Below are 23,857 nucleotides of genomic sequence, written 5' to 3' on the forward strand. Positions count from 1 at the left end.
CGGAGAGCCCTCGAAGAGACTTCGGGAGAGGCCCCCGGCAGGGTTTGCCGAGGGCCTTTCTCCTTTACCCCCAGAGTGCCGTTACGGGGGGAAAAACGTGTTTATCGTCGTATTTGAGCCCGTGCTCACGATCTTTGGCGAGCAGCAACGGCCCGTCGAGATCAACCACAGCGGCTCCGGACGCGACCAGCACTGCGGGCGCCATGGCGAGTGAGGATCCGACCATGCAGCCGACCATCACTTTATACCCTTCTTTAAGCGCGTCCTTTCTCAGTTCCAGAGCTTCGGTCAAACCGCCGGTCTTGTCCAGTTTGATATTGATCATATCGTACTTTCCTTTCAATCCGGCGAGAGACTTGCGGTCATGGCAGGACTCATCCGCGCAGACGGGCAGCACCCGGTCAAGCTCCAGCAGCGCATCATCGGCATCAGCCGGGAAGGGCTGCTCGACCATCTCAACTCCGAGCCGTACCAGAACGGGAGCCAGTTCACGGTAAACTTCCGGTGTCCAGCCCTCGTTAGCATCCACGATAATGCGGGCATCGGGTGCTCCGGCACGCACAGCTTCAATGCGGGCGATATCTTCGATCCCGCCGCCAAGTTTGGTTTTGAGCAGCGGACGGGCGGCATTTTTGGCAGCCTGCTCACGCATGCTCTCCGGCTCACCGAGCGAAAGTGTGTAGGCTGTGACTTCGGGAGTGGGCTCACCGATACCGGCCAGCTTCCAGACAGGCACTCCGGCCTTTTTTGCTTCCAGATCCCAGAGCGCGCAGTCCACGGCATTGCGGGCGGCTCCTGCGGGAAGGGCCTGCTGGATTTCTTCGCGGGTGAAAGGAGTTTCAAGCCCCTCAATCTCAGCGGTGACGGACTCCACAGTCTCGTCATAACGGGCGTAGGGAACGCATTCCCCGCGCCCGGTGTAACCGTCTTCTTCGATCTCAACCCGCAGCACCACCGCCTCGGTCCTTGAACCGCGCGCGATGGTGAAGACCTGCGCCAGAGGGAAAACATCTTTGGTTACGGTAACTTTCATTATCCCAGCGCCTCAACCAGACGTTCAGCACCGTGACGGAAAGGATCAACAGCGGGAATGCCCATCTGCTTCTCTACTTCGGCGAGATAGGTGACAGCTTCGTCCTCGGACATGTGCTGGGTGTTGACGGAACAGGCCACAACCTTGCAGTCGGGGTTGACCACACGGGCGATGGGCAGTGCCAGATCACGCAGCTCTTCAAGAGATGGCAGGGTGTAATCGGGCAGACCGCGCATATGCTCACGGGTAGGCTCGTGGCAGAGAACCAGAGCATCGGGCTGGCCGCCGTGGATGAGGGCCATGGTCACACCGGAATAGGAGGCGTGAAACAGACTGCCCTGCCCTTCAATGAAATCCCAATGGTCGGCATCGTTGTCAGGAGTGAGATATTCAACGGAACCGGCCATGAAATCAGCGATAACCGCGTCAAGAGGAACTCCGTTCCCTTCAATAAGAATACCGGTCTGGCCGGTGGGACGGAAGGTGGATTTGCGGCCCTGCTTTTTCATCTCGCGATCCATGGCAAGGGTGGTGTACATTTTACCGACAGAGCAGTCTGTTCCCACGGCAAGGCATCTTTTACCAGTACGCTTTTTGCCGCTCGCGATGGGATATTTTACTGTGGGGATACGAACATCATGCAGGGTGCGTCCGCTTTTTTCTGCGGCTTCAACCAGCTCGGGCTGATCACGCAGCAGAGTATGCAGGCCGGAAGCGATGTCCATTCCAGCTTCAAGAGCTTCCACGAGAATGGATTTCCAGCTGTCGGAAATAATGCCGCCACGGTTCACAACGCCGATGACCAGTGTCTTGGCGCCTGCCGCAACCGCATCCTTTATAGAAAGATCCTTGATGCCGAGATCGGCTCCGCAGCCTTCCATGCGCAGCTGTCCGGCAACAGCTTCGGGTCTCCAGTCATAAATACCCTGAGCCATTTTCGCGGCCAGAGCGTCCGGTGCATCTCCGAGAAACAGAAGGTAAGGTGCTTCAAACATGGTTACTATCCCCTTTAACTTTTGGTCAGATATTTACAAACAGGTCTTGTATTCTATCAATATCACCCTGCACCCCCGGCAGGGTTCACAGGATTATCAAATCATGCCGTTTATATGTCCTGAAAGCTGAACAGTCTTCAAAGGACATCCTGCCGCTTACAGATCAATTTGCATGCCACATCCGGCATCACACAAATTTAAATATATAAAAACAGACACTTATCAGAACAAAACCCACTCCCTCACAAAAAAGCCACGGTCACAGCGACCGCTGATATGCATAAAATTGTCTAACCGAGAGGTTTAGCAAAGTTTTGGCTGTACAAAAACGTAATTCGTTAAATTTAATTCTAAAATTTTAACCATATTTTAAATTTTCTACGTTTTAACCCACAAAAAACCGACGGAGATATTTTTAATTTTTACAATTTTGGGAAAGAGCCTCCATGCAGCGGCAAATCTCTAATCAAGCCGGAGCGCTACCTATTGCTTAATAAGCAAAACAAGTAACCTAAAACACCTCAAAAAGGATTTTTAAGACTGATAATATGCCATAAGCGTTACAAGACCACTTACACCCGAATCAAAGGCCAGCCACGTTTTCAGCCCTCAATCCGATATTGATTCTGTTCTGATCCGAAGTTGAAAGACAGGCCGGACCTGAGTTGCATTAAAAATGTCCGCCCGCTCTGTTATGACGGATCTTTGAAGCCGCGAAAAGCGCGGCGAATCGTTTTTCAACATACTGATTCAGCAAAGAACAATCATAGCAGAAAAGCATGTCAACAGACCTGAATAATTACTATAAATCCCTTTCCCAGAGCGGAAAAAGGGTCATCGCCCGCCTGATCAGCCGTGCCCCGCACATGGACAGGCCGTATCCCTGCGTGCTCTCGGTCCTGCGCAAAAGCGCGGACTGCAGCAAGATCACCGTGCTGCGCAATGTTGCAAAAGCGGAAAGCGCCGGACTGCTGAACCGTGCAACAGGCGGGACCGGAAATCGTTACGGCTCGCTGATCACCCTTGATTCCGCAGCCTGTGCCGCTTTCATGGAGCTTTACGAAAATGAGCACGGCCCTGTTACCGAACCTGACCGCTATCAGGGAAATGTTACCGGAGCTGACCGGTATCAGGCACGGAATCCCGCAAAATCAACAGGCACGGGCATTAACGCCCTTTCAGGTCTGGACCTCAGCAATCCCGTGGATGAGCTTTTCCTGCGTTTATCCGATCAGGGCAAGCGGGTGCTGGCGCACATCTGTTCCATATTTAATGATAGCGAAGAAAGTCCGATCCCCCTGTTCATTCAGCAGTGCGCGGACCGTGCGGGTTGCAGTGAAGTGACCGCGAGGAGAACCATCCGCAACAGTCATCACGCGGGAATATTTAATAAAAGCACCCACGAACAGGGGCCCCGTTACGGCCTGATGCTGACTCCTGACCCCGAAGCGGTTAAGCGTGTGCAAAGGATGCTGAGCGCGCTTCCTCCCGGTCCCGTGACCGGACCTGTTACCAAAGCGGACCGCTATCATCAGCCTGTTACCGGACCTGACCGGAATCATGACCGCATTGATACCGATCAGCATACCTATCCTGACCGGTATGCTGTAACCAATGCCGACCGCATGGAAGCTCAGCCCGTCAGCCCTTGTTTTACTGGCAATTACCCGGCTCAGTCCGCCCCGGATGTGACCAACCCTGATCGGTATCAGCAGCCGCCTATATTAGATAGAGAGATAAAATATCTTTCTAACGCGCGCGAGGAACCGGAAGAAGAACAACGTGCCCGCCGACTGCTGAGTTTCAGCACGGACGATTTTCACATTCTGTGGCCGGGATTGCACCGGGAGGGATTCGGGCCGGACCAGATCAGCCAGATTGTGAAGCACCGTCTATCGTTTGATGAAACCATACTGGATATCGAGAATTCACTTTACGCGGCAGAGTACGAGTTGGAGCGGGAAAGCTTCCCCAAAGCCAGAAAAGGAGCCTGCAACTACCTTTTCGCCACACTCAAGAACAAAGGCTGCTGGCGCAGGCCGCAGGGATTCCTAACGCCCAACGAACAGGCTCTGGCCAATGCGGAAAAGGAGCGGGAAACGCTGCGTAAACTGAAAGACCTTGAACACAAAAAGGAGAAACGGGCCGAGCAGGACAAACAGGACGAAAAGTTCGAGGCATGGCTTGCCGGACTAAGCGATGAAGAGATCACCAGAATAGACGAGGCCTGCGCCCTGCCCATGAGTACGGAAGTGGCAAAGCGCAGCTGGCGCAAACGGTGGTGGATGAGGAATTTCTCAGCACAAAAGTGATGAAGGAGGATTTATTGGGAACACGGGTATAGCGGCTGACAAACTATAATCAGAAGATATGCAATGTATTATATATTGCACACATAAAATCCCGGGGCAAAGAATATTTTATTCAAATCGTCGTTATTTATACTCTTGCTACCTTTACATCATGGATTAAATTTTGATAGTAGAATCCATATCAAAGGGGGATTCATGTTTTCTAGAAAGACCATATTCACATTATTTTTCTGCCTCTCTCTATTTATCAGCTCGGCTGCTTTCGCCGCCTGGACTCCTGATGCTCCCACTGCCTTAGGCACAGATCTCAGCTCACTGGCAATGGATTCAACAGATGGGTTGGTAGCCGTTGGTAATGATGGGAAGACCTATCATATGACCAAGGCGAAGATGGAAGATACAACAGCTGCCAACGTGGACTGGACTCAGGTTTATCCTCCTGCTTCAACCAATTTTGTGGGTGTTGCCCATGACGGCAGCAACTTCTGGGCTGTGACGGTCAATGGAACTGTTGTAAACAGTGCTGATGGTATTACCTGGGCCACCCAATCATTGAGTGCTGCAGCCAGAACTGCAATTGACGGCAAAACAGTTGCTGGAATTGCCTGTCCCTCAGATGGAGGAGCGCCTAATGATGTTGTAATTGTTACAACTGATGGCGGAGCAGCTTATTATGACAGTGATGTGACCACATGGACCAGTGTAGGCAACTTACTTGACGATGAAGCTATCGCAACCGGCTCCCGTATCCGTGGAGTCAAACCCCTGACCGGGACAAACGAAGCTTGCGTAGTTTTTGGTTCCGGCGGAGGCGGCGCAGGTACCAACAACCTCTATAAACTTCTTAAGGATGGCACTGTCGTTGGATTCAATGTACAGAATTGCCCCGACATAAATGATATTTCCGTTCAGTCCGCAACATTATGGTACACTGTTGGAGATTCTGCAAAAGTAGTTCGTGGAACCCAGGATCTGACCGGAGCAACAGCAAATGTCACGACTGCCGCACTGAGCATCTCCGGAACCGGAACCACCCCCAATCTTAACGCAATAGACTACAATAACACCGAAACATTTGGATATGCCGTAGGTGCCTCCGGTTCAGTCTTCAGGATATCCGGTTCAACTGTTGCCTACAAAACTCAGTCTGTTTCAACAGCAAGCCTTAACTCCGTAGCGCTGGTTGCAACCGGGTCACTGAGGCGTGCATTTATCGTTGGGGGGTCAGGAGCATCACTGTATGGCGGTGAAACTTTTTGGGCCGCAGTGTTGACAGGGGCAACTCAGGATGTTGCTACTGCTCCTGCTGATCCACAGTCTATCGTAGCTCTTTCCGGCACATACTATATCCCCAGCGGTGATGATGAAAAGCTGTACTCATCAACTGCCCCCACAACCTCTTGGGCTTCTGCAGGTGCTGCCAGCACGCAAGCTGTTGAATCCGGAGCTATAGCCGGAGCTGAAGTTACCACTAATGATTATGTAGCTGCAAAAGTAGCTGGAACCGGAACCGAAGCAAGGATGACAATTTTTACCAATGGTGCTGCAAGTGGATTAATCACCGCTCCTGCAGGGGCAAATACTCCGCTTACAGCCGATTTCATTGCAGCACTTAATGGTAAATTTTATTTTGCCAGTTCCGATGGCAGTAAACTTCTTCAATCTATAGATTACACGTCCGGTGATGCAAACAGTGCTGACGCTGCTGTAGCTTCAGGTACTGCTGTCAGTGGAATGGCAGCCAGTGCGAATGGATTGTATATTATAAGTGACGGAGCTGTAAAAGCCATGGCGGCTGTCGGAGCAGCTACGGATTTGTCTAATACTTCTGTTTCATCAAATGTATGGACTACCGCTACTGATATCAATACTGCCGTTGGCACTGCACAAAAACTCTTTCCCACTTCTGACGGAAAAATGATTATTGTTGATAATGCCCCGGGAATTTTTCTGGTCAGTGATTCTGCAGGAGATACCATTGCCAATATTGCTGCGACTAATTTGAATTACCCCGGGGCCGCTCCTACGTATGTCAGTGGCAGCTCAACTGATTTTATTGTCTCTACAGCCTCTGATGTCTGGCGCTACACATCTTCCGGATGGGAGAAATATGACAGCCTCAGCTCAACTATATCAGTTATGGACGCGGTTGACGGCGTGGCATCTTCCGGGGCAAATGTTATAGCTATCGATGCCGATGCGGTTAATACCAACAGAGGTATTGCATACTCTACAGGTTCAAGTTTTGCCGCAGCGGCCCCTGATACGCAGCCGGATGTAGGCAGTAATATCAACACGGTCTTTAATGCTACCAGCACAGATATCTATATTGGTGGTGATAACGGACTCCTCTATAAAGGTGTTTACAGTTCCTCCACAACTTCCTTTACCTGGACCCGTGTAAGTTCAGGAGTTGTCGGTTCCAAAGCGGTCAATAAGCTCACCGGCTTCGGAAGTAATGTCTATGGCCTTGTAAACGGTGGCACTGAAATGATCATGTTTGACGGAACCACATGGTCCGCTGTCACTAATAACCCTCCGGTTACCTTTACCGATGTGAAAGCCGTTTCCGCGACAACGCTTTATGCTTCTGCTGCAAACGGTGCCAACTCTATCTATAAAATTACCATCTCCGGAACAACCGCGACCTACACAGTGCAGACCAAGGGAGGAGGAGCAGGAACTCTTGCCGACCTTAATGCGCTTGATGTCAGCTCGGACGGTCAGACTATTTATGGTGTAGGGGCCAGCAATAACGCTTTCAAATTGACCTCTCCGGCAGCCAATGCATGGACAGTGGAACAGATTACCATGCCCGGAGCCGCGCCTGCGGCAATGTCCGATGTAACCATTCAAGCCACTGATAAAATTTATATGGTTGGGGCAAGTGGCTATGCAGTATCTTATGACGGCTCTACGGCTACCCTTTTGACTGCTCCGGCGGCGACTACCCTGAACTCTGTCTGGTCTTATGAAACTCATGTATATGCGGCAGATTCTAATGGACAGGTTCATGACTACAATACTTCCACCAGCAGCTGGACATCAGGTACTGTGGAAGCGTCCAAAAATATTCAGGTTGTCAGCGGTTCCGCCAAAGGTGGATTCCTAGTCGCTGCGGGGCAGGATGGAGTTCTTGAAAGAACAACTCTTAGCTCTTCTGGCGGCGGTGACGACTCTTCCGATGCACAGCCCGGATCAGGAGAAGACGCTGACCTGATTTCTTCGGCATCTTCTTCTGTGCCTACTACAAGTTCTTTAACAACTTCCTACAACACACCAAGTATGACAGTTCTCGGCAGGCAGCAGTCTTTTCAGACAAAAGCTATCACAGCCGACTCAACCCACAACTTCCTTTATACTTTTACCCCTACAACCAATCTGGCTGTAAATGACCTTGTACTTTACAAGCTGCTTTCATCAACAAACAGTAATATCAGATACTCCCGGCTGAATGCCGCGCCTTCCACTGCGACAGATGGAGTTTTCTGGATTACTGATTCTAATGGAATTGTAAAAGTTTCTGGTGAAACCCTGAGTTCAGGCAGTGTCTATACGGTCAATTTCGGAATCAAAGATAATGGCAGTTATGACACAAACACAGCTGCAGGGGTCATCGCGGACCCGGTTGTTCTTGGTTCCGTAAGCTCAGACAGTTCAACAGGCTGCGTGTTTAACCCGACTCAGACCATGAGTATTGAATGGCTACTGTTACTCATCTCGCCATTTATTATTAGTTTGAGAAACAAGTTCAAAAACTAAAGACTTAAAAGCTATAAACCCAAAAAACGCCCCGGACCCAATGTCCGGGGCGTTTTTTGGGGTTTTACTACAAAGTCAACCCCGTCAGTCTCCCCCCGTCAATTATACCGAAGTGTAAACGAACCTGAAAGCGCAGCTGGCGCAAACGGTGGTGGATGAGGAATGCGGGGTGATTTTGTGTGATGTGCTTTGGAAAAATTAATGGTCCAGTTCTTGATAGCTTACTGGACTGTTAAAACCGAGCCTTCAAATTCTCCAAAAGATCATAGGTGTCGAGATATGGAACACCGAACTCATTGCAAACATCGGGGATAAAAACTTTTTTTCTGCTCTTTGGGTCAGACTTTTCCTGAGTAACAATTGTCGCACCCATAGCTTTGGCTTTAGCTATCAGCAGCGGATCTGCACCGGACAAGAAATCATCTATGGCAAAAGGGCGGTAATCGCCGCTACCAACGTAGTTGACGATTTCTATGAGGTTAAGCTGAGTCTGCTCATCACTTTCATCTAAAAACCATGAGGTATCAACGTCTTTTGCCCATTGTGCAAGCTCATCGTTTCCTTTGCATAGTTCTGCCTTGATCGATGCAATACTTGCGACATCACCCATCTGACATGAAAAATCCAGCCATTCCCAAAAACATGGAAAAGTGCTGAATCTGTAATGGAGGTTCTTGGCCTGAATAAATACATTGGCATCTAGTAAATGCATTATATTTAGCTAACTCCAATATGTGTAGCGAGTTTACTTATTCTCGCAGGAGAAACACCAAGCAGCTTTCCGGCATCACGTAAAAGGATCCCATTTGCCCTTGCCCGCTGAACAACCGCACTGGTGAAAGTCTTACTATTACGGATAGGTATGGTGTTATAAGGATTGCCACCAGGACTTTTAGGGCTTTTCCATTTCTTCGCTTGATCAGCATAAAATTCGCTGTAATCTCCCCAGGAAATGAGCCTTATGTCATAAGCTCTGCGAGCGATAACAACTTGGCTCACACGAAAAATTTTTCTTCTGAGATCAGCTGTGATTTCATCAAGGGTTTTACCGTTGTCCCAGTGATTTATAAGAATGTCTTGGGGAACCAGTACTTCCCCGGCAACAGCATTGCAGAGCCTTTCAATAGCATTAGAACCGGTTATCTGAGAATCCAAGGGCTGGTTGGAAATCCCCCCCTCGCCTATCCATAAATGTGCCAGTTCGTGAACCAAGGTAAAAAGCTGTGCAGCAGGAACATCTCTTCCATTAATGAAAATTATCGGGGCATAATCATCATACATGGATATTCCTCTGAATTCCTCTAAATCCAATGCCCTGTGCGTATTACTTCCGACTACACCACTTTTCATAACTAGAATATTATATCGCTCAATTCTTGCTACCAAAAGATTATATAACTCAGTTGTATTTCTGGCCAGCTTTCTATCCTGCAATGTTAAATTGAGCTTTGCGATGATGTCCGTAGCGACCGCGAGGGGGGTATTGGTGCTGGAAAACTTACCAATGATATTGACAGGTTCTCCAAAATAATCCCGTATATATTCTCTATACCAACTTTGCTTCTGTTCAAGATCGTTCAGCAAATCTTTGAGATCAATACTCAAGCTTTTCTGTTGGCGATTAGCAATAGTCCTGAAATCAGTAACAGGAACAGTTTCCGCAGGGGCTTCCTTCAGAAAGAGATAACCAAAAGGAATATGAAGGTATTTAGCCAATTTTTGAGCTTGCTTGAAGGTTGGCTTAGACTCACCGGATTCCCATTCTTTCAGCTTTTCAACATTGACTTTCATTTTGGAAGCCAAAAAATCAAGATCCATATCAGCTCTATGACATGCCCATGGGATAATTTTATGATTGATGAGTGCTTGTGCCATTTTATTTTATTTAGATATTTAATTTCTTATAATTATGCCGTTAAAACGACAAATTGTAACTATAGAATAAATACCAAAGGCTAAACGGAAAAGCAATCATCACTTTATTACGCTACTGCAGAACCTGTAGCGATCTTTCAATCCTTTATAACAAAATTTTCAACCTTCTCAGAACCCTACAAGCCGCCCTCTTCGCCTTTGCTTTGCGAAACAAACTCCGCCGTTAACCAAACGAAAAAACGCCCCGGACCCAATGTCCGGGGCGTTTATCCTTGAAGCAAGCAACACTTTGCTACTTGCCCGATATTTCTTCCAGCTCCTCTGCCAACCTTGCAAGGTTTTGCAGGGCACTGGTGGATTCTTTTACCCTATCACCCACCGTTACCGCAAGATCATTGACCTCGTTCATGGCCCGGTTGATCTCTTCGGAACTGGCGGACTGTTCTTCCACCGCCGCGGCTATGTTTGCCACGTCCGAGGTGGATTCCTGCACCAGTTCTACTATCTCCTTGAGCTGAGAGCCGGACTTCTCGGCATACTCGGCGGCCTTGACCGCAAGCGCCCTAGTTTCATCGGTGATGCTCTTGGACTTTCCGGCCTGCTCCTGCAGCCCGGCGATAACCTTTTCCACTTCCTTGGTGGCATCCACGGTTTTCTCGGCCAGTTTGCGGACCTCATCCGCTACCACGGCGAACCCTCTTCCGGCATCTCCGGCCCTTGCCGCCTCGATAGCCGCGTTCAGGGCCAGCAGGTTGGTCTGGTCGGCGATATCATTAATCACGCCCAGCACCGCGCCGATGCTCTGGGTCCGTTCCTCCATGCTGCCCATGATCTCGCTCATTACCTCGGTCTGGCGGCTCACATCACCGATGGCTCCGGACGCCTGCATAACCACCTTTGCGCCTTCCTCGGCCCGGCCCCTTGTCTCCTGGGATTTCTCGGACGCGCGCCCGGCGTTTTCTGCAACATCAAGCACGCTGGCATTCATCTGGCTCATGGCTGAAACGGTTTCGGAAAGCAGTCTCTGCTGATTGGCGACAGCATCGTCAACCGCTTTCATTTCCTGATCAAGTTCGCTGCAGCTGCGGTTCACATTGGCGGAAGCAACCCTTGTGGAGCGGTTGACCTCGTTGATTCGTTCAAGCTGCTCGTTGATGGAATTTTCCTTGGCAACAAGCTCGCTCACGTTCCGGGCAACCTCAAGATAACCGAAGGTCTCGCCCTTGACGTTCTTGAGCGGGGCAGCCACGGGCTGAATGTGTACATTATTCCCATGACGATCCTTGAGGTTTATTATCTCGGTCTGTTCACGCCCCCCGGTCTTCATGGACATTTCAATGGGACATTTTTCAGTGGAACAGACACTGGTCTTGAATATATTGGCGCACTTGCTGCGTTTAACAGCAGCTTCATCCAGCCCGGCAAAATCCCCGACCGCCTTGTTGGCCAGGATTATATTGAACTTCTTATCCACCACGAAGATGGGATCGGGCACGGCGTTAACAACATCCACATAGACCTGCATATCGTTGACCATCCCGGTCAGCTTGCCCAGCAGACTGTTGAACTGTTTGCACATGTCACCGATCTCGTCCCTGAAACGCACAGCCATACAGCTGTCCAGATCGGCGCGGTCCTCGTTGATATCCATGATTTTTCGGGTAATCATCTGTACCGGTCTGATCACCTGATAACGCAATAAAAAGAAAATAAATGCCAGAGGAATGAGCAGCATTGCTGTAAGACAGATCAGCAGCCAGTTGTTGGCGGAATTTGAAAGCATGGCCATTTTTTCAAGATTGATGGCCCCGACCAGCACACCCACCTGATTACCCCGGTAATCCTCGATGGGCAGGGTCGCCAGCGCGGTGTCTCCAAGATTGATGACCACCTGCTCACTGCGTCCCCTGTCGAGCGTCTTTTTATCCACAAGACCCAGATAGTCGGTCTTGTCGGTGGCGCTTACCAGCACATAATCATCGTTGAGAACCGGATATTTTGATTCATCACGCAATGAGGTGGCGGTTTCGAGCAGATCCCTGTTCATGAAAAGCATGGTTGAAATTCCGGCATTCTCCGCCCCCTCAAGAATGGGCGCGAAACTTCTCAGAACCTCCACGGAACCGATGGTGCGCCCGGAAGGATTCTTGACCGGAACCAGCCCTCTGATGGCGAATCCGCCCCGGCCCAGTTCAATTCCTCCCAGCGGATTGCCCTGCCTGTTAACATCCAGCACGGTCTGGCGGAAACTTGAAATATCATCTGAAATATCCACCCAGTTGCCGGAACGCTTGGCCTGCTTATCACGCCACAGCCGCACGAGGCTTCTCCCGTTGGGCAGATGAAAATGAAGGCGCAGCTTGCCAGTGCCCAGCTCCTGATATCCTTTAAGGTCGGACTTGAGCAGATTGCGGATTTCTTCACGCGCCCGTTGGGAGTCAGGAGAGCGCTCGTCATCAACATTCCCCGAATGGGCAATCTCAAAGGCTTCAATAACCCCGGGACGCTGCGAAAAAAGAGCAGCCACCTGCTGCGCTGTTTCCGCAGAACTGTCAATTCCGTTTCGCACCGAATTGAAGGCGGTCCTGACCACGGACTCGACATACATATCCTTCAACTCGTCAAACGACTTGTCTATAGTATAAAAACTGGCGCATCCCAGAAGCACCACCACCGCCACCTGCGGCAGTATAAATTTAATGTTAAGCCTCATTTCAAACACTCCTCTGATATAATAATGTACCCCAACACATTATCTATTATCATGTGGGTCAATTCTGAACAACAAAATCAGAACTGGAGTGAGATCGTTACGTTCTTCACACACTTCGCATCAAAAATAGGGTTAAACTAATAATAACCAAAAAACATTGCCCAATAATTCACAGAAAACCAATAACGACAGTCAAAATCACTCATACTTCCGGAATTTTTATAATAAAAAAAATGCGCGCCTTCCTGACGGATAGCGCGCTTGATATAAACAGTACTTACCGGCTCCTTACAGATCAAATCATTCCATTTCCCCGTCATAACCGCCGTTTCTAAACAGTGCTTCCAGATACTTCTGTCTTTCATTCGTCAGTTCCTCGGGGTCAAATTCACCGGACATCATTAATTCACGATAAGTGTTTATGCCCTTGAAGGGGCTTCCCGCAAATTCGGGGAAATCGAACAGATTGTAGGGAGCAATACGCATTCCTGATCCGTTTCCGCCCCACAGGACCACTTTTTCGGCTTCTATGGTGTCATCTCCCGCCCCGGTATCCAGATTGCCCCCGGACATCAATTCATTCACCCTGATATAATCATTGCCTTTCCCTGTCCGCAGCGAAGCCCCCTGACTAATATAAATATTACTCGCTTCGATCCTGTCGTCACCGTCTCCCATCTCTATAAAGCTGCCGCCATGCACGCCGATTCCGCTGTTTTTACCCAGACCGACCCCGGCGCTGAGATAATCGTCCCCCACCCCGGTATTTATTCCGCTGCCGCCGTCACTGTGCATTCTTCTGCCCGCGGTAATGGAGTCACTGCCGCCGGATGTGTAGACAAGGGCATGCCCGTCAGTGGAAAAACTCCTGCCGCCCTTCAGCTTATCATTCCCCTCTCCGGTGTGAATGATGCTGTCTCCGTCCACATGAAATCGGCGGGCCGCTTTCATGGTATCATCGCCTTCCCCGGTCTTGACCAGACTGTAGACATCAATAGTCATGTTCCTGCCGGAACTTATGGTATCGTCTCCCGCTCCGGTATTCATCATGCTTTCCCAGTACAGGTGCAGCATGTTTCCGGCACTGATGGTATCGTCACCATCACCGGAGATTATTGCTCCCCTGTATTGCAGGCTCAGGTTCTTTCTCGCTGAAACGTTATCATCACCCTCTCCGGTACTGATCACGGAATCATCCCGGGCTGAAATATTTGTGGCTGAAATATTGTCATCCCCCGACCCGGTGATAATTTCCGATTCATCAAGAGACAGGTTCCCTCCAGCGTGCACCCGGTCATCACCTTCTCCGGTATCGATGCTGCTCCCGGTTCTTTTCCCGAAGGGGGTCAGATGCCCGCTCTTCATGTTCAGGTCCCCGCCAACTGAGATGGTATCATCACCGCCGCCGGTGCGGACAACACCGCTTTCCATATTGAAGCTGCCGCCCACACGGATGGTATCATCACCGGAGCCTGTGTCCATGCTGAGCACTTCCACCGTGCGGCCATTAGCTTCATCAAAGCTGTCAGGCCTGAACGGATCAACATGGACGTTATTATCAGGAACGCCGTAGGTGACTTTTACATTTCCGCCTTTGATATCCAAATCTCCGCCGACCTCGACAGTATCATCCCCGGAACCGGTTCTGAAAAGCGGTCCGCTTTCATAATCTTGTCGATACAGGAATCCTTCAGACACCGCCTGCTTATCAACCTCACCCTTTATGACAAGGTTGCCGCTGATTTTTACCGTGTCATCTCCTGATCCGGTATCAAGAGCCGAAATTTCAATGTCGCCAGTGCTTATGACCGTGTCGTTACCGCTGCCGGTAATGACAGAAACACTCATCACCCGCTGACCGACCAGTATGACGGTATCATCCCCCGACCCGCTGTCGATGCTGCCGGAAACGGGGTTGGTCGCAGCCGCATCAGCCGCCTTCCCGGTGGCGGAAGCAGCCTTGGCCTCATTTTCATTATAGTCGGCACTGGCATCGATGATGGTGTCGTTTCCCGAACCGCCGCGCAGGGCTTTGCCCTGAAAACCCAGAATCAGATCATCGCCGGAAGTTTCCGCACCCTCGGTGTAGCCGGAAATCTTGAGCACCCCGTTCTCGTCTTCATTAATTATGGTATCCGAGCGCAACAGATAGGCTTCGCTGCTCTGTCCATCCGCTGAGACAATTACAGCCCTGTAGCCGTAAGCGGGAGTATCGGAAAGAGATTCTGTTTCCCTGCCGGACGCAACAGATTCCGCATCCGCTGCGTCAGCACCGCTGGCAGAACCGTTTGCAGTCCCGCCCGCAGCATTATCCGTTGCGTTGCCCGTTGCGTTGCCGGATGCCTTGCCGGAAGCGTTGCCGGATGCGCTGCCGGATGCGCTGCCGGATGCGCTGCCGGATGCGCTGCCATCAGCACCTGACTCAATCTCCGGGTCAATCGCTTGTGCCGCAGTGTTTTCAGACTGCGAACCAGAATCCTGTTCTGTTGGTATGGCAAATCGTTCGATGGTCACACTGCGCCCTGAATCAAGAGTCATAGTGCCGAGAGTCTTGATGGACGCATTTTCGGGGAGAGGCTCTTCCATAAGCTGGGGGGAAGTGACCGGAGCTTTTCTTTCCGGTGATTCAGCGGACTGCACGGCTTTGCCATCCATGCACTCGGAGCAGCGCCTGCCCTCCGGTGAGATTTCAACCGTATCAGCTGCTGTCTTGTGATGTTTCCTTGATTTCGCTGCAAGCTCAGCCAGCCGGACTGCGTTTATATCATCTGCTGCCGGACGAGGTGATGAATAATCAATTTCAGCTATAGGACACATAATGGCCCTCCGTGGTGTATTTAAACAATCATATCGGCACAAACATGATTATCTTTATACTTACGGGAGAATTATTTCACACTGAGCACAATAAAAAAGCCCGGAAAAATCCGGCCCCTTACTGATGGAGAAATGCCTCCCGCACCATCCTGTATATTACGTTTAAACAGCTGAACTTATGAAATATTTAATGATATATTGGAGAGAAAAAATGGAACCGGAAAGAATTCCCGGAACCCTGATTAACGATAAATTTACTGGAAGTGATATCTGGAACCGTTCAACAAAAAAAGCCTTACGCCCTGAAACGCAACAGTGCAGCCCGTTTATTCCTGCTCAGCAACTTCAAAAGGCAGGCAGACGGCAAATTCGCTGCCCACGCCCTCTTCGGTCTGCATACAGGCGGTTCCGCCCATGCGCAGAGTGAACCAGCGGACGATGGTGATCCCCAGCCCGCGCTTTCCGGATTGCTTGTTTTCACCGCCCTGCCCTTTGTTTTCAAACAGGTGAACCATATTTTCATCGCTCATTCCCGAGCCGTCATCACGGACCAGAAAGAGCAGGTGCAGCTTATTTAATTCACGGCGCACGGGCCAGACCTCTATCTGAACCGATCCCCCGGAGGGTACATTCTTCAGTGAATTATCCACGAGATTCGAAAGGATACGGACCAGCTTATGTTCATCGCCGAGCAGAATATCAGGAAGCTCCGACGCACTGGTATAGGAAAAGCATACTCTTTTCCGGGAAGCGGCTACCTCGAACATATCCCGCACAGCCGCCATACTTTCCTTCAGGCTGAATTTTTCATGGACAATGGTCAGCTCGGCAAATTCGCTGCGTGACAGATCAAGGAAATCAACCAGCATGTTTTTCATTCTCCGGCTGGAACCGATTGCGGATTTAACAAGATCAAGCTGCTGATCGGTGAGTGTTTCCATGCGCAACTGCTCCAGAACGCCTATGGTTCCATGCACGGGAGAGCTCAGGTCATGACTCATGGCCGCCATGAAAGCGGATTTTTCCCGGCTCTGGGATTCTGCCCGTTCCGCGGCCAGCCGCAGTTTATCTTCATAGCATCTGCGGCTTCTGTTATGGCGGATAAGGACTAATCCGGTGAGAAGCGCGGTGATTAAGAAAAAACCGATGGAAAGATATCCCAGTCCGGCCAGACTGTCACAGGCTACAAGGGACTCATCCCAGACAATATACCCAAGATCCGCCCCGGGCACTCCGGGCAGTGCAATGCAACTTTCATGCGACTCGCTTTTAACAAGCTTCAGTCCGGGCAGCTTGAACCGTTTCGCTATCTCGTCAATGAACTCCGTATCAAGCCGCTGGCCCAGCACCAGAAAGGAATAATCCGGGCGGACAAGCTCTTTATCTTCATCTATGAACGGCCCGAGAGAAACAAGGTACAGACCGTCCTCCAAAACCAGCACTCCACTTTCAACCCGGTAAAAGGACTCGTTTTTCCTGGACCGCTCAAAAAGGGTATCCAGTCCGGCCTTGCGCAGGTTGTAAAAATCCAGATCAGGAGCATTCTCAGCCGTGGCAATATACGTGGCATCAACTCCAGAACGTGCAGCCAGAGTAAATTCATACCCGAACTTTTTAAACAGATATTCTCCGGTATAATCGTCTACCCATTCACTGTCGGGATTCACAATCGTCTTTTCATAGGCCTCATCCCAGTAGGTCAGATCTTCAAGGATATGTTCCTGCCTGCGAAGTTCCAACTCTAGGGCTATCTTCACCCTGTCCTCGTAGTCCTTTGATGCAATATCCTGCAGTGAATAAAAGTAATAGTAACTAACTGAGACAATCCCGCACACACAAACGGAAAACAGCAGCAGTACCAGTGATACACAGGAGTAAACACCGGTAAATCCTGATTTGCTGCGACAATCTCTAATATAACCTTTCATATTAATAAGATTGGGAGGAAATATCCCGTTTGGAAATGATCATTTAAAATTACACCTGACCACAGTTTATTGTACGCATTTTACTAAAACGTCCAGAGATTCAACAGCACAATGATTTATATAAATACAACTATTGTGCTATATGTAACATAACTTTTAAAGCTGTGATTCAAAAAAGTAATTAAATAAAAAATAACCTAAATTTACATAAAAAGACCTACCGAAATCGAGAAACCCCGCATCTGAAAAAAAGGAACAATGTCATGTCACCCAAATTGCCGATGCTGTATTATTAAAACACAACCGGTATAAAAACGTAATCGCAAATTTAGGCCCCTGCATTTCTACGCGATAAGCAAAAACAGTATAATGCTCAAATATATTGGGATTCTTCTTCAAAATATATTATACTTGCAGTGAGTTCTAAAACCAAGGAGTCCGATTTGCGGGAAGAAATCATCCTCGAAAGTGAAATGCGTCCGGCATTCATTATAATGGCAGTTCTGGGGCTGATCTGTTCTGTGATGCTGTTTTTCTATATTCTTATGGCCATTCAGGGAAAGGCGACACCGCATGATTACTTTTCAGTTATCGCAAGCCTTATGCTGTCCGCTTTTTCAGGATGGCAGATTTCGAGGCTGAGCCACAGCAGGCATTACCTTGAAACCAGTGATGACGGTATAATGCTCAATGACCGCATCCGCCGATACATTCCTTGGTCCAACATCAGCGATATAGTAATCGGTGACGCAAAGCTCGCCAGCGTGCAGACCGATCCCGAAGAGCTGGGCGATCTCAAGACCCTCATATACCTTGAACTCAAGGACCCGGACCGGGTTTTCTACGACAGCTTTCTGCACCGCACGCTCGGAGGATGGGAAAGGCAGCTCAACGAGCAGTTTTCCACTCTCGGCAACCGCGTCCCGGTAAACACCTACCTCATGAGCGACCTTTCACAGGAAACAATCTGCATGCTGCTCAAGCGCCGTATGGAACGGGCTTTAGTGGAGTGAGGCGGGCAGGCCGTTAGGTCCCTTCAACGATATCCGTTTTCGCGAAGCTCGGCTCATGAAGCGGGATAAGGATATCAGCCATATCTTTTAACTTCAGCATTATATCGTATGCATCATAGGTATTCACCGATGTACCGGGCGGGATGACTTCCATTTCCATGCCCCGTATTTCCGGCGGCGGGTTGAAGTTTTCATTTATCACGCAGAATCCCGTAATCGCCGCCAGCCCTCCTTCGGTATCCACCAGAACGGTCATTCCGCCGGGGGTATGTACCGGGGTATGCATCATACGGATTCCGGGCGTGACCTCGTAATCGCCGTCCAGAGCCACCACCTGCCCCGCGTCTTCAACGTCCTCAATGTAATCTTCAAGGTATCTGAAATCCAGCGGATGCGGATGATGCACATGCTCCAGTTCCTTGCGGTGGACGTAGAACTTGGCGTTGCCGCATTTATAGTCGTTCTCGCAGTGGTCATTGTGCAGGTGGGTATGGATTACGATGTCGATATCCGACGGCTTTAAGCCGAACTTATCCAGGCCGTTTTCGAATGTATAAATGCTGCCGCCAAGATCTGCCTCGCGGTCTGCGGAAATGATGGGCTGCATCTCGCCCGTGTCGACAAGGATATTCTTGTCGCCGCCCTCAAGGTACCAGCTGTAGATAGGGATGATGTAAGGCTTTCCGTAGTCGTGCTGGTAAGTCATCATGCCCTTGTCGAACCTCTTCGTGCCTACCACTATCGGATGAATTCTATACTTGCTCACGATCTGCTCCTTTGAACTTTTCCCGTTCCCTTTCCCTGCCGGGGGCCTCTCCGAGGGCCAAAGAAACTTTTTGATCCGCCTCGTCCTGAGGCTCACCCCTTCGGGGAGTTGCTATAAGCAACTTCCAAATCCGCTTTCCTGCGGATTGGTGAAAAAAGTTTCTCTGGACTCTTCAAAAACTTTTATTAGGGCTTTGCCGCTTCGTAAGGCTCAGCCGTTTTGAAATTTGAGTATAAGGGCTATTTTAAAAAATTTATCTGTGCTCTTTAAAAACTTTTATCGGGGCTTTGCCGCTTCGTATGGTTCAGCCGTTTGGGAATTTGTGTTTAAGGCTATTTTAAAAAAGTTTCTCTGTGCTCTTTAATAACTTTTATCGGGGCTTTGCAGAACTGCCCGGGATATTCCTCGTTCTTTCCGGGACTGAAACTGCCCAAGTTCTATATATTAATGATGGGTGAACATAGCACTGTTTTTGTTCGGCATCCATTCCTTTAAATTCAGGTCCGGGAATCATCTTGATTATGGCAGGCTACCCGCTGCCGCCCTTTCATGACTTCTGGCACTCCTCACCCCCCGCCCTTCCGGCAACAAACAGGCTTGTTTAATCCGGCACAATCAATTTCATCCATTTCGCTCAAATCCGCCCCGTCAAACACAAAACCAACCTTCTCAAATTTATTCGCTCAATTTTAAACCTGAAACGGCCTATTTATACTCAGAATAAAATATATTTCACCAGTAAACACCCGCCCAGATACGTGAAAATATAGACAAGTACGGCTTATGAGAATTATGTCACATCCAAAATGAACTTAAAGACACAATGACACACTAAGTCATTTTTTGAAATAAACACTCGTAATTATAATATTTGAACACATATTATGTGAATTTAATCACAATATTTTAAGCTGTTTCCTGCTATTGAAGCGGTATAGAATGTGAAGAAGTTATTTTTTTCTTTAATTCAAAATTTATTGTTTCTTTTTTCACAGGTCCCTAAAAAGGTGTTACTTTAAAAATTAACCGGGAAACCGGTGAACTTAAAAAATAATTTATTTAACGGAAAGCGAGGAGGACACGATGACTTACAAAGAAATTCAAGAACTGCTGATGAAGGAAATGCGCCTTTACCATTACCCTGTCGCGGTTAAATATTTCTTCGACCAGGCTGAAGTTGATGCGTTCAAGGAAAAGGCTGATGTTCATGTACCGCTCAAGCCCATGACTTTCTGTCAGTGGGAAATTGCTGCCCGCATGAAAGGTCAGATCGTTTACTCCGACGTTGAAGGCCTCGGCTGCGGCAACGCAAAATATGCTTTTGCATGGAAAGAGCTGGATGAAGGCGAAATCAAGGGTCACTCCAAGTACGTTGTGGACATGGAGCAGGCTGAAAAATTCGTTCTCAGCAAACCCCGCATGAAAGAAGGCCTGATCGGCATCGCCGTTGCTCCCATCGGTTCCATCGACGGCCTGTTCGAGCCTGATGTAGTTCACTTTTACTGTGACAACATGCAGGCATACCACTTCGCGGTTGACTACGCTGCTGCAACCGACACCCATCCCCTGCGTCCGAATATCACCATGAACTCCTCCGCTTGCGCAGGCTGCGTGTTCACCTACAACGAGCAGGAATTCAACATGGTTCCCGCTTGTTCCGGCAGCTACAACGCTGGTAAAACCGAGCGTGGCGAAATCAACGTCATGATCCCCGGTACCAAGTTCAAGAAAATGGTTCAGAGACTCATGGACCGCATGGAAATCGCCAGCTCCGCTATCACCAAGCCCGGCGACGGCTTCCCCGGTCAGGATGTATGTAAGAACTGTCCGCTGATTATCTTCAAAAAAGATAAGAAGTAGCGAAGAAGCCGCCTGATCAAGGTTGCTTCTACCCGGAGGACACTCGGAGAGTCCTCTTGAAAAGCAAAAAAGCCTGTCCCGGTACTGCAATACCGGGAACAGGCATTAACGGAATGAAGGCGCTGCTCTGTTGAGCTGATTGGGTCCCCGGCTGCTGCAACAGCCTAAGGGAAGCAGACAACGGAAACAGCAAAAACCAACTTTCGCTTAAGGAGATACACACAATGTTTAAATCACGCAAAGGCATGATGATCATGGCTATCGCGCTGCTGGCGGTGGTAGCATACATCCAGCCCGCATTCGCCGACAGACTTGCCGACGCCATCAGCGCAACCCCCACCGGCACTGAAGCAGGTCAGATCAACAACGAACTGGCAACCGGTTTCCTCGGAATTCCCGGCGGCCCCAGCGTTAACCTCGTTATCGGATTCGCATGGGCGATCTGGGTAGGTTGGATCTTCTCCACCGTCGGCGCATTCGGCGGCATCATGGCCGGTGTTGGTCACATCACCATTTACGGTTTCGGTAACTACGCTTCTACTTTCAAGAAGACCTCCCCCGTAATGAACAAGCTGATCACTGACTCCATCCGCGTGTCCAACCAGTGGCTCGTTGGTACTTCCGCAGCCATGTCCTCTTTCAACTACTACAAAATGGGCCGTCTGGTTCTGCCTCTGGGTCTTGCTCTTGCAGCAGGTTCCATCGCGGGTTCCTACCTCGTGCCCTGGCTGACCGCCGGTAAGATTTCCCTGAAATCCTACATCGGTTACTTCGGTCTTTTCGTACTCGCACTCGGCTGCTACCTCTTCTACGAAACCACCCCTAAAGGTCAGGCCGGTAAAAAAGAAGCTAAAGAAGCCGCTAAAGCTTTCGAAGCTTCCATCAAAAAAGAAAAAGAAGGCGGAGCCGTTGATACCGCATCCATGGGTGTTAAAGTTGTAAGCTTCGCTCCCACCAAGTGCATCTTCACTTTCTACGGCGTTGAATTCTCCTTCAACCCCCTGATCCCCGTTGTCGGTGGTTTCTTCATCGCTGCACTCGCTTCCTTCCTCGGCGTTGGCGGCGGATTCCTGCTCGTACCTTTCCTTACCAGTGTTGCTGGCCTGCCCATGTACCTGGTTGCCGGTACTTCCGCTCTGGCAGTTCTCGTAGGTATGACTACCTCCATTTTCACCTACATGGTTGTAAAAGACACTCCCGTGTTCTGGCCCCTCATCGGTGTTGAACTTCTCGGTATCCTGGTCGGTTCCTTCATCGGCCCCCGTACCTCCAAGTACATCCCCGATGTATGGCTGAAGCGTCTGTTCGTAGTACTGGCTCTGTACGTGGGTATCCGCTACAGCTCCAAGGGCTTCCTCGGCTACAGCCTGCTGCCCCCCTTCTAAGAAATAAACAACACGAGTCCCGCCCTGTACCACAGCAGGACGGGACGACACGCACCACATCAAGTCCTGCGCCCTTTCAACGCACTCCTTATAAAAGAAAGGGCGCAGGCAATTGAAAAATGCCTCCGGCGGCCGGGGAAAGGGAACTTTTGCAAAAGTTCCCCTTCCCCGGACCCCATCCCCTCAAAACCTTTCAACAAGGCTTCGCCAAATAAAATTTCCAGACGGCGCGGCAAAGCCCCAATAAAAGTTTTTGAAGAGTCCAGAGAAACTTTTTAAAATAGCATGAAACACAAATTTCAAGACGGCTGAGACTCGCGAAGCGGCAAAGCCCCGATAAAAGTTTTTGAAGAGTCCAGAGAAACTTTTTAAAATAGCATGAAACACAAATTTCCAGACGGCTGAGCCTTACGAAGCGGCAAAGCCCTGATAAAAGTTTTCGAAGAGTCCAGAGAAACTTTTTAAAATAGCCTGAACACAAATTTCAAAACGGCTGAGCCTCACGAAGCGGCAAAGCCCCGATAAAAGTTTTTGAAGAGTCCAGAGAAACTTTTTTCACCAATCCGCAGGAAAGCGGATTTGGAAGTTGCTTATAGCAACTCCCCGAAGGGGTGAGCCTCAGGACGAGGCGAATCAAAAAGTTTCTTTGGCCCTCGGAGAGCCCTCGGAGAGCCATCAGAGAGGCCCCCGGCAGGGAAAGTTCTCTGAGCCTATTAAAATTGGAGTGATATAAATGTTTGAGTCAGTTTACCCGATAATCGACAGTATTCTTATAGCCCCGTACCGTTTGGGTTTGCCTGCTCTTGCTTCATTCTGGCTTGGGTCGGCGGTTCTTGCATTCTGGTGCACCCTTGGCGGCGAGCTCAGCATGACTCTCACTTACATCTGGAACCGTGAATACTATACCGACTTGAACCGCAAGATGACGCGCATGCACAATATTTCAGTTGAGGCGGTGCGTCATAAGGAGAAGGAGACATTCAAGTCCGCGAACAAGTGGGCCAATGAATATTTCGGTAAGGTTTTCTTTTCCCACGCCGCTCTTTTCGCTGTTTCCCTTTGGCCTGTTCCGTTTGCAATGGGCTGGTTGCAGTCCCGCTTTGCTGGAATCGACATCCATACGGTTCCGTATATTGATTTTGGATTGGGCTATCCTTTTGTTTTCATTTTGTCATATATCCTTGTAAGGTTCAGTTTCTCTAAGGTAAGGTGTTATATACCGTTCCTTAAAAAAATTGACGAGATGAAAGCGGAAGATGCCGAAAAGGCCGGTCAGATGACTTCATGGAGCGAGCTTGGAACACAGGCTCCCGCTGAAAAAAATGAAGCAGAATCAACAGCCGCACCGGTCGAAAGCAAGGCTTAGTTCCTTACGGGAACGCGGAGCCCTGCATGTGG

The 23,857-nt window shown here is 49.6% G+C and carries 14 protein-coding genes; 6 read left to right on the forward strand and 8 right to left on the reverse strand.

Annotation, left to right across the window (positions count from 1 at the left end; genetic code table 11):
• Positions 1 to 64 precede the first annotated feature (64 nt).
• Entirely contained in the window at positions 65 to 1,033 is a 969-nt protein-coding gene (gene dgcA / locus ACZ5PW_RS15950; protein ID WP_464555495.1) for an N-acetyl-D-Glu racemase DgcA, read from the reverse strand.
• On the reverse strand, positions 1,033 to 2,028 hold the full coding sequence (gene dgcN / locus ACZ5PW_RS15955) for an N-acetyltransferase DgcN (protein WP_464555498.1): 996 nt from the start codon (positions 2,026 to 2,028) through the stop codon (positions 1,033 to 1,035). Before dgcN ends, dgcA begins: the two co-directional genes overlap by 1 nt.
• 779 nt (positions 2,029 to 2,807) lie before the next feature.
• Between dgcN and ACZ5PW_RS15960 the strand changes: the two genes are divergently transcribed.
• Together ACZ5PW_RS15960 and ACZ5PW_RS15965 are read left to right on the forward strand one after the other, a co-directional pair.
• Complete coding sequence (locus ACZ5PW_RS15960) at positions 2,808 to 4,340, forward strand: hypothetical protein (protein ID WP_464555500.1); 1,533 nt, start codon at positions 2,808 to 2,810, stop codon at positions 4,338 to 4,340.
• Between the two features lie 195 nt (positions 4,341 to 4,535).
• Complete coding sequence (locus ACZ5PW_RS15965; protein WP_464555501.1) at positions 4,536 to 8,102, forward strand: beta strand repeat-containing protein; 3,567 nt, start codon at positions 4,536 to 4,538, stop codon at positions 8,100 to 8,102.
• Between the two features lie 232 nt (positions 8,103 to 8,334).
• On the opposite strand, the gene ACZ5PW_RS15970 is transcribed toward ACZ5PW_RS15965, so the two are convergent.
• The 5 genes from ACZ5PW_RS15970 to ACZ5PW_RS15990 all read right to left on the reverse strand — a co-directional run bounded on the left by ACZ5PW_RS15970 (position 8,335) and on the right by ACZ5PW_RS15990 (position 17,435).
• Positions 8,335 to 8,814, reverse strand: a complete 480-nt coding sequence (locus ACZ5PW_RS15970) for a DUF4411 family protein (RefSeq protein WP_464555503.1) — start codon at positions 8,812 to 8,814, stop codon at positions 8,335 to 8,337.
• A gap of 5 nt (positions 8,815 to 8,819) precedes the next feature.
• Positions 8,820 to 9,920, reverse strand: coding sequence for an ImmA/IrrE family metallo-endopeptidase (locus ACZ5PW_RS15975; protein ID WP_464555505.1), 1,101 nt, complete (start codon positions 9,918 to 9,920; stop codon positions 8,820 to 8,822).
• A 349-nt stretch (positions 9,921 to 10,269) separates the two neighbouring features.
• Entirely contained in the window at positions 10,270 to 12,690 is a 2,421-nt protein-coding gene (locus tag ACZ5PW_RS15980; RefSeq protein ID WP_464555507.1) for a methyl-accepting chemotaxis protein, read from the reverse strand.
• A gap of 300 nt (positions 12,691 to 12,990) precedes the next feature.
• The gene (locus ACZ5PW_RS15985) at positions 12,991 to 15,507 is read right to left on the reverse strand and encodes a hypothetical protein (protein WP_464555509.1); all 2,517 of its coding nucleotides are present in this window, start codon (positions 15,505 to 15,507) and stop codon (positions 12,991 to 12,993) included.
• A 326-nt stretch (positions 15,508 to 15,833) separates the two neighbouring features.
• A complete protein-coding gene (locus ACZ5PW_RS15990) occupies positions 15,834 to 17,435 on the reverse strand; it encodes a sensor histidine kinase (RefSeq protein WP_464555511.1) in 1,602 nt (533 codons plus the stop codon).
• Between the two features lie 443 nt (positions 17,436 to 17,878).
• Here ACZ5PW_RS15990 and ACZ5PW_RS15995 point away from each other — a divergent pair, with 443 nt between their 5' ends.
• The gene (locus ACZ5PW_RS15995) at positions 17,879 to 18,448 is read left to right on the forward strand and encodes a hypothetical protein (RefSeq protein WP_464555513.1); all 570 of its coding nucleotides are present in this window, start codon (positions 17,879 to 17,881) and stop codon (positions 18,446 to 18,448) included.
• Positions 18,449 to 18,461: 13 nt separating this feature from the next.
• Here the strand turns inward: ACZ5PW_RS15995 and ACZ5PW_RS16000 are convergent, their stop codons facing one another.
• Positions 18,462 to 19,214 (reverse strand): N-acyl homoserine lactonase family protein, encoded by a 753-nt coding sequence (locus tag ACZ5PW_RS16000; protein ID WP_464555515.1) that lies wholly within the window; start codon positions 19,212 to 19,214, stop codon positions 18,462 to 18,464.
• Positions 19,215 to 20,297: 1,083 nt separating this feature from the next.
• Here ACZ5PW_RS16000 and ACZ5PW_RS16005 point away from each other — a divergent pair.
• From ACZ5PW_RS16005 to ACZ5PW_RS16015, 3 genes are all read left to right on the forward strand, one after another.
• Entirely contained in the window at positions 20,298 to 21,074 is a 777-nt protein-coding gene (locus tag ACZ5PW_RS16005; RefSeq protein WP_464555516.1) for a DUF169 domain-containing protein, read from the forward strand.
• A gap of 224 nt (positions 21,075 to 21,298) precedes the next feature.
• Positions 21,299 to 22,459 (forward strand): sulfite exporter TauE/SafE family protein, encoded by a 1,161-nt coding sequence (locus ACZ5PW_RS16010; protein ID WP_464555517.1) that lies wholly within the window; start codon positions 21,299 to 21,301, stop codon positions 22,457 to 22,459.
• A gap of 733 nt (positions 22,460 to 23,192) precedes the next feature.
• A complete protein-coding gene (locus tag ACZ5PW_RS16015; RefSeq protein WP_464555518.1) occupies positions 23,193 to 23,825 on the forward strand; it encodes a hypothetical protein in 633 nt (210 codons plus the stop codon).
• Positions 23,826 to 23,857 lie beyond the last annotated feature (32 nt).

It is taken from the genome of Maridesulfovibrio salinus, from assembly GCF_055394525.1.

Coding starts and splice junctions, on each gene's coding strand:
- dgcA (WP_464555495.1), bottom strand. CDS start 1,033: ATGAAAGTTACCGTAACCAAAGATGTTTTCCCTCTGGCGCAGGTCTTC.
- ACZ5PW_RS16010 (WP_464555517.1), top strand. CDS start 21,299: ATGTTTAAATCACGCAAAGGCATGATGATCATGGCTATCGCGCTGCTG.
- ACZ5PW_RS15960 (WP_464555500.1), top strand. CDS start 2,808: ATGTCAACAGACCTGAATAATTACTATAAATCCCTTTCCCAGAGCGGA.
- ACZ5PW_RS16015 (WP_464555518.1), top strand. CDS start 23,193: ATGTTTGAGTCAGTTTACCCGATAATCGACAGTATTCTTATAGCCCCG.
- ACZ5PW_RS15990 (WP_464555511.1), bottom strand. CDS start 17,435: ATGAAAGGTTATATTAGAGATTGTCGCAGCAAATCAGGATTTACCGGT.
- ACZ5PW_RS15980 (WP_464555507.1), bottom strand. CDS start 12,690: ATGAGGCTTAACATTAAATTTATACTGCCGCAGGTGGCGGTGGTGGTG.
- ACZ5PW_RS15970 (WP_464555503.1), bottom strand. CDS start 8,814: ATGCATTTACTAGATGCCAATGTATTTATTCAGGCCAAGAACCTCCAT.
- ACZ5PW_RS15975 (WP_464555505.1), bottom strand. CDS start 9,920: ATGGATCTTGATTTTTTGGCTTCCAAAATGAAAGTCAATGTTGAAAAG.
- ACZ5PW_RS15985 (WP_464555509.1), bottom strand. CDS start 15,507: ATGTGTCCTATAGCTGAAATTGATTATTCATCACCTCGTCCGGCAGCA.
- ACZ5PW_RS16005 (WP_464555516.1), top strand. CDS start 20,298: ATGACTTACAAAGAAATTCAAGAACTGCTGATGAAGGAAATGCGCCTT.
- dgcN (WP_464555498.1), bottom strand. CDS start 2,028: ATGTTTGAAGCACCTTACCTTCTGTTTCTCGGAGATGCACCGGACGCT.
- ACZ5PW_RS15965 (WP_464555501.1), top strand. CDS start 4,536: ATGTTTTCTAGAAAGACCATATTCACATTATTTTTCTGCCTCTCTCTA.